Genomic DNA, 15,593 nt, shown 5'->3' with positions numbered 1-15,593 from the left:
AGCCGCCTCCTGGCTATCGTCCGACTAGGGTTGCACCTCGTGAGCAAGCCGGTCCGTACCCCAACACCCCACCCGTCCGGGGCTACCCCGCCCCCGGTCCCCAAGGACCTCGTCCCGGAGCACGTGGCGATCATCATGGACGGCAACGGCCGATGGGCCAAGGAGCGTGGCCTCCCCCGGACCAGGGGCCACGAAGAGGGTGAGTCCTCGCTCTTCGACGTCGTCGAAGGTGCCATCGAGATCGGCGTGAAGGCCATCTCGGCCTACGCGTTCTCGACCGAGAACTGGTCGCGCTCGCCCGACGAGGTGAAGTTCCTGATGGGCTTCAACCGCGACGTCATCCGCCGCCGCCGCGACGAGATGAACGAGCTCGGCGTCCGGGTGCGCTGGGCCGGCCGCGCGCCACGGCTGTGGAAGTCGGTCATCAACGAGCTCAAGGTCGCCGAGGAGCTGACGCGCCACAACACGGTGTGCACCCTGACGATGTGCGTCAACTACGGCGGCCGTGCCGAGCTCACCGACGCGATGCGCCGGATGGGGGAGGACGTCGCCGCGGGTCGTCTCCGGGCGGACAAGATCACCGAGAAGACGATCGAGAAGTACCTCTACGTCCCCGAGCTCCCCAACGCCGACCTGATCTGGCGCACCTCCGGCGAGCAGCGGCTGTCCAACTACATGCTCTGGCAGGCCGCCTACTCCGAGTTCGTCTTCACCGACGTGCTCTGGCCCGACGTCGACCGCCGCCACCTGTGGCATGCCATCGAGACGTACGCCTCCCGGGACCGCCGCTACGGCGGCGCCCTCCCGAACCCCGTCTGACCCACCCTCCCCGAGGCGTCAGTTCTTGACGCCGAGGAGTCGGTTTTTGACGCCGAGATGTCGGCGTCAAGAACTGACCTTTCGCGCTCAGAAACTGACCTCTCGGCGCCAGAAACTGACCTCTCGGGGAGGAGGGATCAGCGGCAGTCGGTGCAGGTGCCGAAGATCTCCAGGGTGTGGGAGACGTCGGTGAAGCCGTTCTCCTCGGCCATGGTCTTGGTCCAGCGCTCGACGGCGGGGCCCTCGACCTCGACGGTGCGGCCGCACTGGCGGCAGACCAGGTGATGGTGGTGGGTGTCGGAGCAGCGGCGGTAGATGGTCTCGCCGTCCTCGGAGCGCATCGCGTCGACGGCACCGGCCTCGGCCAGCGCGGTCAGCGTCCGGTAGACGGTGGCCAGGCCGACGGTGCCGTCGAGGCGGGAGTGGATCTCCTGGGCGGAGTGGAAGCCGTCGTACGTCTCCAGGGCCTCGGCCACCGCGAGCCGCTGCTTGGTGGGGCGCAAGGTGTTGGGGGGATCAGTCGCCAAAGGGTCAGTGTTCGTCATAGTGCTCTCCCTCCGCGCCGACGTGCGCCGCGTGCCGGTGCCCATCGTGGATGTAGTCGACGTGGTCGCCGTGCTCGACCGCGACGTGGCCGCACTTCTCGCCGTGATGGTGCGGGTGGGCCTCGTCGACGGGCTTCTCCTCGGGCGAGGTCTCCGGGAACGGAGCGACGAGCGCCCGCCGGCGGCGCAGCCAGGCGCCGAGCGGCCAGACCATGAAGAAGCCGGCCAGTGCGACCAGCACGATGCTGGGACCGGGCTGGACGTTGGCGCCGGTGCGGGAGAGCGCAGCGGCCAGCACCAGCCCGCCGACCGAGGCGGCCAGCCCCGCGCCCATCGCGCCGAGCAGCGTCATCCGGAACGACCGGGTCAGCTGCTGCACGATCGCGACCGGCACGACCATGAGCGCGGAGACGAGCAGCAGGCCGACGGTGCGCATCGCGATCACCACGCTCAGGGCCGCGAGCACGGCGACCAGGATCGAGTAGAACCGCACCGGCAGCCCGGCGACCTTGGCGTAGTCGGCGTCCTGGGAGACCGCGAACAGCTGCGGCGAGAGGCCGACGCAGATCACGATCAGTACGACCGCGAGTGCCATCGTCACGAGCAGGTCGTCGACCGAGATCGTCAGGATCGAGCCGAAGAGGAACTCCTGGAGCCGGGAGGCGCCGGTGCCGGCGAGCCCGGTGACGAAGACGCCGCCAGCGAGCCCGCCGTAGAAGAGCATCGCCAGGGCGACGTCGCCCTCGGCGTGGCCGCGCTCGCGCACGACCTCGATGACCACAGCGCCGGCGATCGCGACGATCACCGCGGTCCAGGTCGGGGAGGTCTGGGTCCACAGACCGATCGCGACGCCGGTGACGGCGACGTGGCCGATGCCGTCACCCATCAGGGCCAGTCGGCGTTGGACGATGTAGGTGCCGACGGCGGGCGCGGCGATCCCGACGAGGAACGCCGCGATCAGGGCCCGTTGCATGAACGGGACCGAGAAGAGTTCGAGGAGTGTCATCACAGCTCCTTCAGTGGGGTGGGGACCGCGGGGTTCACCGAGGGCGCCGAGGCGTCGTCGCAGTGGACGTGCCCGGCGTCGAAGCCCTGGGCGTGGACGTCGGCGTCGGAGAGCGGCGGACCGTCGTACGCCTTGCGCCCGTCGCGCATGACGACGGCCCGGTCGACGAGCGGAGCCAGCGGCCCGAGCTCGTGGGCGACCAGCACGATGGTGGCGCCGTCGTCCTTGAGCCGGCTGAGCGCCGCGGCCAGCGCATGCTGGTTGGGCAGGTCGACGCCGGCGGTGGGCTCGTCGAGCAGCAGCAGCTCGGGACGGCCGGCCAGCGCCCGCGCGATCAGCACCCGCTGGTGCTGACCGCCGGAGAGCTGGGCGACTCCGCGGTTGGCGTACGCATCCATCCCGACCACCTCGAGCGCGGCCCGGATCGCGGCCCGGTCGGCGCTGCGCAGCGGCCGCAGCAGCTTGCGGTGGGTGAGCCGACCGGAGGCGACGACCTCCCACACCGAGGCGGGTACGCCACCGGTGGCGGTGCTTCGCTGCGGGACGTAGCCGACCCGGGACCAGTCGTGGAAGCCGCCCAGGGCGCGGCCGAAGAGCTCCAGGCGACCGGCCGAGAGCGGGTTGAGGCCGACCAGGGTGCGTACGAGCGTCGACTTGCCGGAGCCGTTGGCACCCATCAGCGCGACGAACTCACCGCGGTTGACCGTCAGGTCCACCTCGCGCAGGACGGGGCGCCCGGACAGGGCGACATCCCCGTGCAGGAGCTGCACGGGGACATCGGCCGGGACTGTTCTCTTCCCGTTGGGATTCACTGACAACCGTTGGCCGCCTTCAGGGCGTCGAGATTCTGCCGCATGAGGGAAAGGTAGTCCTCTCCCTCGGTGTCTGCCGAGAGCCCCTCGATCGGGTCGAGCACGGCGGTCTTCAGGCCGAGGTCGCCGGCGAGGGTGTCGGCGAGCGCCGGGCTGACCAGACGCTCGGAGAAGATCGTGGTCACGTCGTGCTCCTTGGCGTGCTCGCCGATCTCGGCGAGCTGGGCCGGGTTGGGCTCGGCGTCGGGGGTCAGGCCGGCGATCGGCTCGAACTCCAGGCCGTACTTGTCCAGGTAGGTGAAGGCGTCGTGGGAGACCACCACATCCTTGATCTTGCACTGGGCCAGCCCGGTCTTGAACTCCTCGTCGACCCCGGTGAGGTCCTCGGTCAGGGCCTTGGCGTTGGCCGCGTAGGTCTCGGCGTTGTCCGGGTCGGCCTTGGCCAGCGCGGCTCGTACGGCCTCGGTGTAGTCGGCCATGAGCGCCGGGTCGTGCCAGAAGTGAGGGTCGAACTCGCCGTGGCTGTGCTCCTCCTCGCCCGAGGCGGCCTCCTCCTCGTGACCGTGCTCGTCCCCGCCCTCCTCGGCGGGGCGGAGCTTGACGACCTTCTCGACGTCGACGACGTCACCCTTGACGTCCTGCTCGATCGCGTCGTCGACGGCGGGCTGGAAGCCGTGCTCGGTGAGGATCACGTCGGCGCTCTGCAGCGCCGCGGTCTGGTTGATGCTGAGCTCGAGGTCGTGGGGCTCGACGCCCGGCTTGGTGAGACCGGTGACGTCGGTGAGGTCACCGCCCACGCGTTCCGCGACGAACTGCAACGGGTAGAACGCGGCCGCGACCTGAACCTTCCCCGAGTCCGAGCCGGAGGAACCGGAGTCGTCGGAGAGGGCGGCACAGCCGGAGGTGAGCAGGAGCGCGCCGGCAGCGAAGACACCGGCGTAGCGGATCGTGGGGGCCATGAGAACCATTCTCAGCTTAGTTGAGAATGGTTGTCAATTCCTTCCGGGATGCCGAAGAGCAGGGGTACGCCGGTCACCCGGGGCAGGTCGATGCGGTTGCATCGCTCGGCGAGCCCTGGATCGCCCGGCCAGGAGCCGATGATCAGCCCGTCGGGCTCGTATCCGCGGGCGCGCAGCGCGGCCACGGTCAGCTCGGTGTGGTTGAGGGTGCCCAGGCCGGCCGAGGTGATGACGACGAACGATGTCGGTGTGCCACCCACGAGGAGCGCGTCGGCCAGGTCCAGGAGGGTGCCGCCGTCGGTGTCGAGGCGCACCAGCAGACCGCCGGCGCCCTCGACGAGGACGAGATCGTTGTCCCTGGTCAGGGCCGAGATCGTCGGAGCGTACGCAGCGACCGGCGGGATCTTCACCCCGGCCCGCCGGGCCGCGGTGTCGGGTGCGAGCGGCTCCCCGAGCCGGGTCAGCTCGTGGACCTCGATCCCGGTCAGCCGCTGGATCTCGGCGGCGTCGCAGTCGCCGTCGTCGGTGCCGGTCTGGACCGGCTTGACGACCGTGACCTTCTCGCCGTTCGTCCGCGCCCGGGAGGCCAGCGTCGCCGTCGCGACGGTCTTGCCGACGCCGGTGCTGGTGCCGGTGACGATCACCACCCGCCCGGTCATGCCGTGCCTCGGGATGCCGGCCGAGTTACCTCGGTGTCGATGCACTTCCTTCGTGGAGTTCCGCGAAGGAAGTGAGCGCTGACCGAGTTACCTCGGTGAACATTCCGCCGCTCGCTCACCGGACCTCACCCACGATCGTGTCGATGGCCTTGGCGGCCCGGTCCCAGTCTTCGTCGGTGACGCCCGCCCCGGCGGTGACCCGCAGCCGGGAGACGCCGTCGGGGACCGACGGTGGGCGGAAGCAGCCGACGCGTACGCCCTCGGTGAGCAGCTCCGCCTGCGCCGCGACCGCAGCCTCGGGCGACGCCATCGGCACCGACAGCACCGCGCCGGCAGGGGCCGGGATCCCGAGCGTCTTGGCCAGCCCGGTGACGCGAGCGCGGATGGTGCCGGCCAGGTCCGGGCGCGACCGCGCGACCCGTGCCGCGGCCAGCGCCGCGGCGGCCGAGGCGGGCGCCAGGCCGGTGTCGAAGATGAACGGCCGGGCGGTGTTGACCAGATGGTCGAGGACCGCTCGCGGTCCTAGCACCGCCCCGCCCTGGCTGCCCAGGCTCTTGGAGAGCGTCGCGGTGACGAGCACGTCGGGTCGTCCGGCGAGCCCGTGGCGGTGGACGAGCCCCGGCCCGTGCACGCCGACGCCGTGCGCCTCGTCGACGACCAGCAGGGCGCCGTACGCCGCGCACACCTCGGCCAGCTCGACGAGCGGTGCCTCGTCGCCGAGCACCGAGTAGACGGACTCGGCGAGCACGAGGGTGCGTACGCCCGGCCGGGCGGCCAGCGCCGCGCGCACCGCGGTCACGTTGTTGTGCGGCACGACGGTGAGCTGGGCGCGGGAGAGCCGTACGGCGTCGATCAGCGAGGCGTGGATGTGCGCGTCGGAGACGACGTGAGCGCTCCTGTCGGCCAGGGCGCTGACGATCGAGAGGTTGGCGTGATAGCCGCTCGAGAACGTCAGCGCCCCCGGCTGCCCCAGCCAGTCGGCGAGCTCGGTCTCGAGCTCGCAGTGCAGCGTCAAGGTGCCCGTGACCAGCCGGGACGCACCCGCGCCCCCGCCCCAGAGCATCGCCGCCTCGGCCGCGGCTCGGCGTACGTCGGGATGTCCCGACAACCCCAGGTAGTCGTTGCCGGCCAGGTCGACGACATCGTCATGAGGGCCGCGCGGCCGCAGCCGCCGGGTCAGCCCGGCCTCCTCCCGTGCCGTGGCCGCCGCGTCCAGCCAGGTCTGCCAGCTCATCTCAGGCCACCTCCGCGGCGGCCGCGACGGCGCGGCAGATGCGGGCGAGGTCGTCGGTGCCGGTGACGTAGGGAGGCATGGTGTAGATCAGGTCGCGGAACGGCCGGATCCAGACCCCCTCGCGCAGGGCGGCATCGGTCGCCTTGGCGACGTCGACCGGATGGTCGAGCTGGACCACGCCGACGGCGCCGAGGACGCGGACGTCGCTGACGCCCGGCCGTCCGGCGAGAGGGGAGAGGCCCGCCGAGAGTGCGCCGGAGATCCGGGCGACGTCCTGCTCCCAGCCCCGAGCCGCCAGCAGGTCGAGCGAGGCCAGCGCCACCGCGCAGGCGAGCGGGTTGCCCATGAAGGTCGGGCCGTGCATGAGCACACCGGACTCGCTGCGCGAGATCGCGTGCGCGACCTCGGAGGTGGTCAGCACGGCCGCCAGGGTCATGTAGCCACCGGTGAGCGCCTTGCCGAGACAGAGGATGTCGGGGATGACCTGCGACGATACGAACAGCGATCCGGTGCGGCCGAGCCCGGTGGCGATCTCGTCGAAGATCAGCACCAGCCCGTGCTCGTCTGCGATCTCGCGGAGCACGACCAGGCAGCGGTCGTCGTAGACCCACATCCCGCCCGCGCCCTGGAGCCGTGGCTCGACGATGATCCCGGCGAGCTCGTCGGCGTGGGCCTCCGCGACCAGGCGTACGCCGTCGGCCCAGGCTTCCACGTCGCCACCCGGCGCCGGCGGACGCTCGGCGAAAACCTGCGGGGCGAGCATCTCGGTGAACATCGAGTGCATCCCGCCGACCGGGTCGCAGGTGCTCATGCAGCCGAACGTGTCGCCGTGGTAGCCGCCGCGCACGGTCAGCAGCCGGGTCCGCTCCGGTCGCCCGCGGCCGCGCTGGGACTGCAGCGCCATCTTGATCGCGACCTCGACGCTCACCGACCCGGAGTCGGCGAGGAAGACGTGCTGGAGGGGTTCCGGTGTGATCGAGACGAGCCGCTCGGCGAGGTTGATCGCCGGGGCGTGGGTCAGGCCGCCGAACATCACGTGCGCCATCCGGCCGGCCTGCTCGGCCAGGGCGGCGTCCAGCTCGGGCACCCGGTAGCCGTGGACCGCCGACCACCACGACGACATCGCGTCGACGACCTCGAGGCGCTCGCCGTGGTCATCGAGGTGGAGGCGTACGCCCTCGGCGCCGGTGACGAGCCGCACCGGCGCCGGGTCGGTCATCGAGGTGTAGGGGTGCCAGATGTGCTCGCGGTCGAAGGCGAGCAGATCGGTGCCTCGATCAAGATCAAGCGTTGGCAGCGACATCGGTCCCCGCTCCGCGGCGCCGGATCACCGGGCCGTCCTGCTCGTCGTGACCACCACAGGCCCCGCCAGAGGTCCCGCCGCAGCCGTCGCCGCAGCTGCTGCCGCAACCACCCGCGACCCGGGCGGCGGCCTTGGCGCGGTGCTCCTCGATCAGCTCGCCGAACGCGGTCTCGTCCATGCCGAGGATGATGAAGCCGTTGTCGCGCAGCATCTCCAGGTCGGCCAGCGCGTCCTGTCCCTCCGAGGTCAGGTAGTCGCCGAGGAAGATCGAGTTGGCGATGTGGAGGGCGGTGGCCTGCAGCGAGCGCAGGTGCATCTCGCGGCCGCCGGCGATCCGGATCTCCTTGTCGGGGCAGACGAAGCGCGCCATCGCCAGGATCTTCACGCATCGGGCGGGGGAGAGCTCCCAGGTGTTCTCGTACGGCGTCCCGTCGAACGGCATCAGGAAGTTCACCGGGATGGAGTCGGCATCCAGCTCCTTCAACGCGAAGAGCGCCTCGACGAGCTGCTCGTCGGTCTCGCCGAGCCCGGCGATCAGGCCCGAGCACGGCGAGAGGCCGGCGTCCTTGGCCTTGCCGATGGTGTCGACGCGGTCCTCGTAGGTGTGGGTCTGGACGATGTTGTCGTGGTGGGACTCGGCGGTGTTGATGTTGTGGTTGTACGCATCCACCCCGGCCGCCTTGAGCCGCTCGGCCTGCCCGCCCTTGAGCAGTCCGAGGCAGGCGCACACCTCGACGCCCTCGTGCGCATCCTTCAGCGCCGAGGTCATCTCGACGACCTTGTCGATGTCGCGGTCCGAGGGTCCGCGGCCCGAGGAGACCATGCAGACCCGGGTGGCGCCACCGCGCAGCCCGGCGCCGGCCTGCTCGAGGGTCTCGTCCTTGGAGAGCCAGGAGTACTTCAGCACCGGCGCCTGCGACCCGAGCGCCTGGCTGCAGTAGTTGCAGTTCTCCGGGCACAGCCCCGACTTGAGGTTGACCAGGTAGTTCACCTTCACGGTGTTGCCGAAGTGCTCGCGCCGCAGCCGCCCCGCCGCGGCGACGACGCTCATCAGCTCCGTGTCGGACGTACGAAGCACCGCCACCGCATCCTCGGCGGTCGCGGCCCCGCCGGACAGGATCCGGTCGGCAAGCTGGTCGAAGGCTGTCGTCATGCGGGGAGTCTCCTCGGGATGGCTACCTGAACGTCGTTCAGTTGAACGGTGTTCAGGTTAGGTTGTGTCGGCCGGTACCGCAACGCCGACGTCCATCGGACCGGCACTACGATCGGCCCGTGCGCATCGAGACGATCCCCGGACTGGTCCTGATCGAGCACGAGATCGAGGTGCCGCTGGACCATCTCGGCGGCGGCTCCGAGACGCTGACGGTCTTCGCCCGCGAGGTGCGCCGGCCGGGCGATCGCGACGACCGGGACGCGCTGCTCTTCCTCCAGGGTGGGCCCGGCGGGGAGAGTCCGCGCCCGATCGACCTCCCGATGGTGCCGGGCTGGCTGGAGCGGGCGCTCCAGGACTATCGGGTGATCCTCCTCGACCAGCGGGGGACCGGCCGGTCGACGCCGCTCACCGCGATGACCGGGATGAGTCCGCAGGAGCAGGCCGACCACCTGGCCCACTTCCGCGCCGACTCGATCGTCGAGGACGCCGAGCTCCTCCGGGACCACCTGGGGATCGAGCGGTGGTCGCTGCTGGGCCAGTCCTTCGGCGGCTTCTGCTCGCTGCGCTACCTCTCGACCCATCCCGAGTCGCTGCGCGAGGTGCTGTTCACCGGGGGAGTGCCGCCGGTGGGCCTGCCCGTCGACGACGTCTACGCCGCGACCTTCGCCCGCACCATCGAGCTCACCGAGCGCCACTACGCGCGCTTCCCGGGCGACCGCGACCGGATGCGGGCGCTGGTCGAGCGCTGTGACGCCGGTGAGGTCCGGCTCCCGCACGGCGGGGTGCTCTCGTCCCGTCAGGCCCGCTCCATCGGCAGCCTGCTCGGGATGACGGGCGGCTCCGAGCGGATCCACTACCTCCTCGAGCGCGACCCGGCGGGCCTCGGGTTCGGGCACGAGGTCGCGTCGCTGCTGCCGTTCAGCGGACACTCGCCGCTCTACGTACTCGTCCACGAGGCCTGCTACGCCGATGGCCAGGCGACGCGCTGGGCCTCCGCGCGGGTCCAGCCGGCGGCGTACGAGGATCCGACGCTGTTCACCGCCGAGCACCTCTTCCCGTGGCACCTGAGCGAGGATCCGCTGCTGGCTCCTTTCGCCGAGGCCGCCGACCTGCTCGCCGAGCGCGAGTGGCCCCGCCTCTACGACCCGAGCGCGCTCGCCGCCGTCGACGTGCCGTGCGCCGCAGCGGTCTACTACGACGACCCCTACGTCCTGCGCGAGCACTCCCTCGCCACCGCCGACCTCGTCCCCACCCTGCGCTCGTGGATCACCAACGCCCACCTCCACAACGGCGTCCAGGTCGCCCCCGAGGAGGTCCTGGACCGCCTCATCGGGATGGTCCGCGGGCGCGTCTGATCGTCCGGAGAGGCCTGCGCGCGGGTGGCCGCGGCGGTCAGGTCTTCGGCAGCCAGGCCGTGGTCAGTCGCTGCATCTCGTCGCGGCCGAGGACGATCCCTGCGGCTGCCACGTTGGCGCGAACGTGGCCCGCGCGCGTCGTCCCGGGCAACGGCACCACCTCGAGGCCGTGCAGAGGCCCGCGGCTGTGGACCCACGCGATCGCGAGCTGACCTGCCGACACCCCGTGCGCTGCGGCGATCTCGCGGAGGACCACCTGCTTCTCGTCGGCCGGGGCCGCGTCGTCCGTGGCACCGTGCAGCACACCGTGCGACGTGGGCGAGTGGGCGACGAGCGCGACGCCCAGCTCGGCGGCGGCCGGCACGAGGTCACGTTCGACCGTGCGTTCGGCCAACGACCAATGCTCCTGGAGCGCCGCCACCGGGTGGACGGCATGGGCGCGTCGGAGATCCTCGGCGGTGACGTTCGAGAGCCCGATCGCGCCGACCTTTCCCTGCCGCACGAGTTCCGCCATCGCTCCGACCGTCTCCTCGATGGGGACCGTCTCGCTGCGGTGGTGCAGGTAGTAGAGGTCGATCCGGTCGGTCCGGAGTCGGCGAAGGCTGGCCTCGCAGGAGCGCCGAACCTGCCCGGCGTCCGCTCGCACCTCGAAGCCGTCGGGAGGGCCATCGGGACGGCCGTCGGTCCGGACGACTCCGAACTTGCTGGCCAGCACCACCTCGTCGCGTCGGCCGGCGATCGTGCGGCCGACCAGCTCCTCGTTGCCGTACAGCTCAGCCGTGTCGATCATCGCGACTCCCTCGTCCAGGGCCGTGTTCACGACCCGGAACGGGTCCCGGTCCGGGTCGCCCGACTCGTTGTCGCGCAGCCGCATGGCACCGAACCCCTGCCGGCCGAGCTGGATGGGGCCGGCGGTCGCGATCTGGCTCATGCCGAGATCTTAGAAGCTGAAGCAGGCTTGAGATCCACTCGTCTGCGGCGGTCCGCGGACACCTCGATTGACCAACGAGACATCCATACCTCGCGCCTGCGGCGTCGGGCTCCGGCATCATTGACCCATGAGCCTGCCTGCGATCGCGATCCGCACCGCCTCGTTCGCACTCACCCTGGCGATCTCGTGGCTCGCCTACCCGCTGCTCGCTGCCGTGGTCTACCTCGGCTTCCTGATCGTCGCGGCGTTCGGTGACATGGGGCTGGGCGGACCGCTCGCGGGGCCGGTGCTCGTGCTGCTCGCCGCCCTCGCCGGGGCCATCTGTGTCGCCGTCGCCGCACCCGCAGCGATCGCCGTCCGAGCCGTGCGCGGGATCAAGGGCATCCTCGCCGGCGCCGCCGTCCTGGTGTTCCTCGCCGGAGGTACGACCGGGCTCGCGTGGGTGCTGTTCGACCTCTCCGGGCACCCGCTGGTCGGGGGAGCGGTCCTGGTCGCCGCCGCCACCCCCGCCGTGCTCGTCCTCACGCTCTCGGAGGTCGTCGCCCGCCTCGTTGCCGACCGGGTCACCCACCTGCCCGGACGGGCAGGCGCCCGGACCGCCGTCATCGAAGGCTGAGGCGGACCGTGGGCATCGAGGTCGTGGCGTACGACCCTGCGTGGGCGAGTCGCTTCGAGGAGGTCGCCGAGACGCTGAGGAAGGCGCTGACGGACGGCCCGGAGGCGATCGTCGAGCACGTCGGCTCGACGTCGGTCCCCGGACTTGCGGCCAAGCCCATCCTCGACATCGACGTGATCGTCGCGCCGGAGGACCTGTCCGCGGCGGTCGCGGCGCTCGTACGCATCGGCTACCGCCACCGCGGCGACCTCGGCGTCGCCGGGCGCGAGGCGTTCCATGCCCCCGACGACGATCCACGGCGCCACGTCTACGTCTGCGCGGCCGGCACCATGAACGTACGCAACCACCTCGCCGTGCGCGACATCCTGCGCCGCCGCGACGACCTCCGTGACGAGTACGCCGCCGTCAAGCTCGCCCTCTCCGCCGATCCGGACATGGACATCGACACCTACCTCGCCCGCAAGTCCGACGTCCTCCAGAAGATCCTCGCCGCCTCCGACCTGACCGACGACGAGCGTCGCCAGATCCTCTCCCTCAACGACCCGAGCCGCTGACGACCGTGCTCGGTCAGAGGCGAAGGGCGTGGGCGGCCATCCGGTAGGCCACGGCGGCCGCCTCGGGATCGTGCAAGGAGGTGTCGGCGAGGGTCAGCTCCGCATGTGCCCGGATGCTCGCGGCGGGGTCGCCGGCGAGCAGGTCGGCACACAGACCGGCGACCACGGCTTCGGCGTCATGGGCGTCGAGCTCGTCGAGGACGTTGCCGAGGTCGAGGAGCATCGCGGCCTCGACGAAGATCTCCCGGAGGGTCTCGAGGTCGGCCTCGGTCTCCGGGCGCGCGGCCGCCTCCTCGGCCAGGCCGAGGATCGGGTGGAGGCGGGGGTCGAGGTCCTTCATCGGTCGAGGTCGTCGAGGTCGAGGCCCATCGGCGACTGGCCGGGGATCTCACCGGAGGCGATGACTGCCTTGGTCAGCGGGCGCAGCAGGGTGATCAGCTCCTCGACCTCGGCCGGCTCCAGCGACGCGTACGCAGAGGCAGCGAGCTCATCGGTCCTCGACTCGATCCCGGCCTTGGTCTCCCGCCCGGCATCGGTGAGGGAGCGGCCGTCGTCGGTGACGAGCCCACGGGAGCGCAGGCCGGAGACGAGGGCGGACCACTCGGCCTCGTGGATGTTGCGCGAGGTGGCGTAGACCGACGGGGAGAGGCCGGTGGCGAGGGCGTGGAACACGTGGGACTCGCGGCCACCGATCCCAGCGGTCAGCAGGGCGGCGACGTGGCCGTCGCCGCGATGCTCCCGAAGCAGCGTCGCCGCGCCCCACAGCAGGGTCAGCGGGTCCTCGGCGACGGGGAGCGAGCGCAGCGCGGCGTACAGGGGCCGGCCCTCCAGCGGGGCGCCGAGAGCGGCCCGCGAGGCGAGCGAGGCGGCCCGAGCGACGTCGTCGGAGTCGACGAGCGGCCCGAGCTGACGGCGGAGCGCGGCGACCGAGCCGGAGCGCCGGGCATCGTGAGCGACCTCCGGCGGAGCGAAATCCCAGGCGTCGGGCAGTGCGCGGGAGACGTGTGAGAAGGCGAAGTTGTAGAAGACCGCGTGCACCACCTCCGGCGCAACAGCCCCCAACGGAGCGGACCGGGCGGCGAAGTAGCCCATCCAGTAGCCGCGGTAGCCGGCCTCCTTGAGCAGGGCGATCGGCTCGGGGGAGAAGTAGCCCACCGCATGGATCGGTTCGAGCAGCTTCCACAGGCGACGCGCGTTCGACTCCATGCCCAGCGACGTTATCGGCACAGGTCCGGAACGCCGAGCGAATTGGCCCCGCGGGCGGCGTACATAACAAGATGACGCCACGGATACGATTTACCCGATCCCCCAAGCACAGCCCCTCACCACCAGGCCCGGCAGCCGGCCGGGCTCACCTCGAGCAGAGAGCATTCATCGTGGCAAAGCCGCCAGCATCGACCCTTGACCTCGTCGTCTCCCTCGCCAAGCGGCGCGGATTCGTCTACCCCTGCGGCGAGATCTACGGCGGCACCCGGAGTGCCTGGGACTACGGCCCCCTCGGTGTCGAGCTCAAGGAGAACATCAAGCGCCAGTGGTGGAAGGCGATGGTGCAGCAGCGCGACGACGTCGTCGGCCTCGACTCCTCGGTGATCCTGCCCCGCCAGACCTGGGTGGCGAGCGGCCACGTGGAGACCTTCAACGACCCGCTGGTGGAGTGCCAGAGCTGCCACAAGCGGTTCCGCTTCGACCACCTCCAGGAGGAGTACGCGGAGAAGAAGGGTCTCCCCAACCCTGACGACGTCGACATCAACGAGTCCGTGGCCTGCCCCAACTGTGGCACCCGGGGCGCCTGGACCCCGCCGCGCGAGTTCTCCGGCATGCTCAAGACCCACCTCGGTGTCATCGAGGACGAGTCCGGCCTCCACTACCTGCGTCCCGAGACCGCGCAGGGCATCTTCATCAACTTCGCCAACGTGGTCACGAGCACCCGCCAGAAGCCGCCGTTCGGCATCGCCCAGACCGGTAAGAGCTTCCGCAACGAGATCACGCCGGGCAACTTCATCTTCCGCACCCGCGAGTTCGAGCAGATGGAGATGGAGTTCTTCGTCAAGCCGGGTGAGGACGAGGAGTGGCACCAGTACTGGATCGACGAGCGCACCCGGTGGTACACCGACCTCGGCATCAACCCCGACAACCTGCGCCACTACGAGCACGCCAAGGAGAAGCTGAGCCACTACTCCAAGCGCACCGTCGACATCGAGTACCGCTTCAACTTCCCCGGCAGCGAGTGGGGTGAGCTCGAGGGCATCGCCAACCGCACCGACTTCGACCTCGGCACCCACATGAAGCACTCCGGCGCCGACCTGCAGTACTTCGACCAGGCCAACAACGAGCGCTACCTGCCCTACGTCATCGAGCCCGCGGCCGGCCTGACCCGTGCCCTGATGACCTTCCTCGTCGACGCGTACGCCGAGGAGGAGGCGCCCAACGCCAAGGGCGGTGTCGACAAGCGGGTCGTGCTCCGTCTCGACCACCGCGTCGCGCCGGTCAAGATCGCCGTGCTCCCGCTCAGCCGCAACGAGGCGCTCTCCCCGAAGGCGAAGGCGCTCTCGGCCGAGCTGCGGGCCAACTGGGCCGTCGACTTCGACGACTCCCAGTCGATCGGCAAGCGCTACCGCCGCCAGGACGAGATCGGTACGCCGTACTGCGTGACCGTCGACTTCGACACCCTCGAGGACAACGCGGTCACCATCCGCGAGCGCGACACCATGAAGCAGGAGCGCATCCCGCTCGAGGGTGTGACCCGCTACTTCGCCGAGCGTCTGATCGGCGCCTGAGCAGGACCGTTACCGCGCCGTAAGCGTTGCGTGGGGCATCCTGTCGCACCCTTCCCAGACGGGTGGGGCAGGATGTCCCCATGCAACGAGCGGGGTCCGTACTCGCCGCATCCGTCACCGGTGCGGCCATCGCCATGTCATTGATGGGGTGCAGCGGCACCGCGCCGAGGACGAATCCGCCCAAGGCATCCGAGAGCGCCTCCGCCTCTGCGTCGTCCTCGCCCTCGGCTTCGGTCGAGCCGTCGCCCGGTGCGCTCACCGAGCCGGGCGCCGACCGCAGGCTCGGTGAGACCGCGACGGTCGAGTGGGCGCCCAAGGAAGGTGTCGACGGCAAGCTCTCGATCACCGTCGCGAAGCTCGAGTCGACCTCCTACAAGCAGACCTTCTCCGGCTGGAAGCTCGACGAGGCGACGCTGGAGCGTGCTCCCTACTTCGTACGTGCCACCATCAAGAACGAAGGCGAGACCGACCTCGGGGGCTACGACGTGCCGCTGTGGGGCCTCGATGACGAGGGCAACCTGGTCGAGGCGGCCGCGTTCAAGGAGCCGTTCAAGCCCTGTGACCCCAAGACCTTCCCCAAGCCGTTCGCTCCCGGCGCCAGCGTCAACGTCTGCCTGGTCATGCTCGTCCCCGACCAGGGCAAGCTCGTCGGGGTGAGCTTCCGGCCCTACGAGGAGTTCGACCCGATCACCTGGGAGAGCGAGCCGACGCCGTACGTCGCGCCCAAGCCCTCCCGCTCCCCATCCGAGCCTTCCGAGGGGTGAGGAACGAACCCCGCGGAAACGCGAGGAGGCCGAGCGAGTGCAGCGGGTGAGCTTGCGAACCCGCGAAGCGGGTCGAGACCCAGCCGTGACAAGGAATCACCGATTC

General features: G+C 70.7%; 17 protein-coding genes. 6 read left to right on the top strand and 11 right to left on the bottom strand.

All coding sequences use genetic code 11. The features are described 5' to 3' along the window. Positions 1 to 30: 30 nt before the first annotated feature. A complete protein-coding gene (locus ACIA03_RS27035) occupies positions 31 to 819 on the top strand; it encodes an isoprenyl transferase (RefSeq protein ID WP_396988379.1) in 789 nt (262 codons plus the stop codon). Between the two features lie 137 nt (positions 820 to 956). Here ACIA03_RS27035 and ACIA03_RS27030 read toward each other — a convergent pair whose 3' ends face one another. The 8 genes from ACIA03_RS27030 to bioB form a co-directional block, all read right to left on the bottom strand. Further along, on the bottom strand, positions 957 to 1,364 hold the full coding sequence (locus ACIA03_RS27030) for a Fur family transcriptional regulator (RefSeq protein ID WP_396988377.1): 408 nt from the start codon (positions 1,362 to 1,364) through the stop codon (positions 957 to 959). After that, positions 1,351 to 2,370 carry a metal ABC transporter permease gene (locus ACIA03_RS27025; RefSeq protein ID WP_396988375.1) on the bottom strand — a complete coding sequence of 340 codons (1,020 nt, stop codon included), beginning with the start codon at positions 2,368 to 2,370 and terminating at the stop codon, positions 1,351 to 1,353. The genes ACIA03_RS27030 and ACIA03_RS27025 overlap by 14 nt, the downstream gene beginning before the upstream one ends. Next, on the bottom strand, positions 2,370 to 3,140 hold the full coding sequence (locus ACIA03_RS27020; protein ID WP_396988373.1) for a metal ABC transporter ATP-binding protein: 771 nt from the start codon (positions 3,138 to 3,140) through the stop codon (positions 2,370 to 2,372). Before ACIA03_RS27020 ends, ACIA03_RS27025 begins: the two co-directional genes overlap by 1 nt. 38 nt (positions 3,141 to 3,178) lie before the next feature. Beyond that, positions 3,179 to 4,141, bottom strand: a complete 963-nt coding sequence (locus tag ACIA03_RS27015; RefSeq protein ID WP_396988371.1) for a metal ABC transporter substrate-binding protein — start codon at positions 4,139 to 4,141, stop codon at positions 3,179 to 3,181. Positions 4,142 to 4,152: 11 nt separating this feature from the next. Further along, entirely contained in the window at positions 4,153 to 4,800 is a 648-nt protein-coding gene (bioD, locus tag ACIA03_RS27010) for a dethiobiotin synthase (RefSeq protein WP_396988369.1), read from the bottom strand. Between the two features lie 115 nt (positions 4,801 to 4,915). Further along, positions 4,916 to 6,034: an 8-amino-7-oxononanoate synthase gene (locus ACIA03_RS27005; protein ID WP_396988367.1), complete on the bottom strand. Its 1,119-nt coding sequence runs from the start codon at positions 6,032 to 6,034 to the stop codon at positions 4,916 to 4,918. A 1-nt stretch (position 6,035) separates the two neighbouring features. Continuing rightward, positions 6,036 to 7,337 (bottom strand): adenosylmethionine--8-amino-7-oxononanoate transaminase, encoded by a 1,302-nt coding sequence (gene bioA, locus ACIA03_RS27000; RefSeq protein WP_396988365.1) that lies wholly within the window; start codon positions 7,335 to 7,337, stop codon positions 6,036 to 6,038. Then, entirely contained in the window at positions 7,318 to 8,490 is a 1,173-nt protein-coding gene (bioB, locus tag ACIA03_RS26995; RefSeq protein WP_396988363.1) for a biotin synthase BioB, read from the bottom strand. Before bioB ends, bioA begins: the two co-directional genes overlap by 20 nt. Positions 8,491 to 8,609: 119 nt before the next feature. Here bioB and ACIA03_RS26990 point away from each other — a divergent pair, with 119 nt between their 5' ends. Next, positions 8,610 to 9,845 (top strand): alpha/beta fold hydrolase, encoded by a 1,236-nt coding sequence (locus ACIA03_RS26990; RefSeq protein WP_396988361.1) that lies wholly within the window; start codon positions 8,610 to 8,612, stop codon positions 9,843 to 9,845. A 37-nt stretch (positions 9,846 to 9,882) separates the two neighbouring features. Here the strand turns inward: ACIA03_RS26990 and ACIA03_RS26985 are convergent, their stop codons facing one another. Then, positions 9,883 to 10,776, bottom strand: a complete 894-nt coding sequence (locus ACIA03_RS26985; RefSeq protein ID WP_396988359.1) for an aldo/keto reductase — start codon at positions 10,774 to 10,776, stop codon at positions 9,883 to 9,885. Positions 10,777 to 10,903: 127 nt separating this feature from the next. On the opposite strand from ACIA03_RS26985, the gene ACIA03_RS26980 reads away from it, so the two are divergent. Next, positions 10,904 to 11,392: a hypothetical protein gene (locus ACIA03_RS26980; protein ID WP_396988357.1), complete on the top strand. Its 489-nt coding sequence runs from the start codon at positions 10,904 to 10,906 to the stop codon at positions 11,390 to 11,392. An 8-nt stretch (positions 11,393 to 11,400) separates the two neighbouring features. Further along, positions 11,401 to 11,946, top strand: a complete 546-nt coding sequence (locus ACIA03_RS26975; protein ID WP_396988355.1) for a GrpB family protein — start codon at positions 11,401 to 11,403, stop codon at positions 11,944 to 11,946. Between the two features lie 13 nt (positions 11,947 to 11,959). On the opposite strand, the gene ACIA03_RS26970 is transcribed toward ACIA03_RS26975, so the two are convergent. Further along, the gene (locus tag ACIA03_RS26970; protein ID WP_396988353.1) at positions 11,960 to 12,286 is read right to left on the bottom strand and encodes a hypothetical protein; all 327 of its coding nucleotides are present in this window, start codon (positions 12,284 to 12,286) and stop codon (positions 11,960 to 11,962) included. Continuing rightward, positions 12,283 to 13,152 carry a hypothetical protein gene (locus ACIA03_RS26965; RefSeq protein ID WP_396988351.1) on the bottom strand — a complete coding sequence of 290 codons (870 nt, stop codon included), beginning with the start codon at positions 13,150 to 13,152 and terminating at the stop codon, positions 12,283 to 12,285. Before ACIA03_RS26965 ends, ACIA03_RS26970 begins: the two co-directional genes overlap by 4 nt. Before the next feature lie 170 nt (positions 13,153 to 13,322). On the opposite strand from ACIA03_RS26965, the gene ACIA03_RS26960 reads away from it, so the two are divergent. Both ACIA03_RS26960 and ACIA03_RS26955 read left to right on the top strand, forming a co-directional pair. After that, positions 13,323 to 14,723, top strand: a complete 1,401-nt coding sequence (locus ACIA03_RS26960) for a glycine--tRNA ligase (RefSeq protein ID WP_396988349.1) — start codon at positions 13,323 to 13,325, stop codon at positions 14,721 to 14,723. Between the two features lie 80 nt (positions 14,724 to 14,803). Continuing rightward, entirely contained in the window at positions 14,804 to 15,487 is a 684-nt protein-coding gene (locus ACIA03_RS26955) for a hypothetical protein (protein ID WP_396988347.1), read from the top strand. The last annotated feature ends 106 nt before the right edge of the window (positions 15,488 to 15,593 follow it).

The sequence above is a fragment of the Nocardioides sp. NPDC051685 genome, assembly GCF_044453405.1.
In the GTDB taxonomy this organism is placed as follows: Bacteria; Actinomycetota; Actinomycetes; order Propionibacteriales; family Nocardioidaceae; genus Nocardioides.
The sequence above is the reverse complement of the archived record's forward strand: the minus strand, read 5'-3'. Positions and strand labels throughout refer to the sequence as shown.

Coding starts and splice junctions, on each gene's coding strand:
- ACIA03_RS26980 (WP_396988357.1), top strand. CDS start 10,904: ATGAGCCTGCCTGCGATCGCGATCCGCACCGCCTCGTTCGCACTCACC.
- ACIA03_RS26970 (WP_396988353.1), bottom strand. CDS start 12,286: ATGAAGGACCTCGACCCCCGCCTCCACCCGATCCTCGGCCTGGCCGAG.
- ACIA03_RS27030 (WP_396988377.1), bottom strand. CDS start 1,364: ATGACGAACACTGACCCTTTGGCGACTGATCCCCCCAACACCTTGCGC.
- ACIA03_RS26955 (WP_396988347.1), top strand. CDS start 14,804: ATGCAACGAGCGGGGTCCGTACTCGCCGCATCCGTCACCGGTGCGGCC.
- bioA (WP_396988365.1), bottom strand. CDS start 7,337: ATGTCGCTGCCAACGCTTGATCTTGATCGAGGCACCGATCTGCTCGCC.
- ACIA03_RS27005 (WP_396988367.1), bottom strand. CDS start 6,034: ATGAGCTGGCAGACCTGGCTGGACGCGGCGGCCACGGCACGGGAGGAG.
- ACIA03_RS27015 (WP_396988371.1), bottom strand. CDS start 4,141: ATGGCCCCCACGATCCGCTACGCCGGTGTCTTCGCTGCCGGCGCGCTC.
- bioD (WP_396988369.1), bottom strand. CDS start 4,800: ATGACCGGGCGGGTGGTGATCGTCACCGGCACCAGCACCGGCGTCGGC.
- bioB (WP_396988363.1), bottom strand. CDS start 8,490: ATGACGACAGCCTTCGACCAGCTTGCCGACCGGATCCTGTCCGGCGGG.
- ACIA03_RS26985 (WP_396988359.1), bottom strand. CDS start 10,776: ATGAGCCAGATCGCGACCGCCGGCCCCATCCAGCTCGGCCGGCAGGGG.
- ACIA03_RS26965 (WP_396988351.1), bottom strand. CDS start 13,152: ATGGAGTCGAACGCGCGTCGCCTGTGGAAGCTGCTCGAACCGATCCAT.
- ACIA03_RS27025 (WP_396988375.1), bottom strand. CDS start 2,370: ATGACACTCCTCGAACTCTTCTCGGTCCCGTTCATGCAACGGGCCCTG.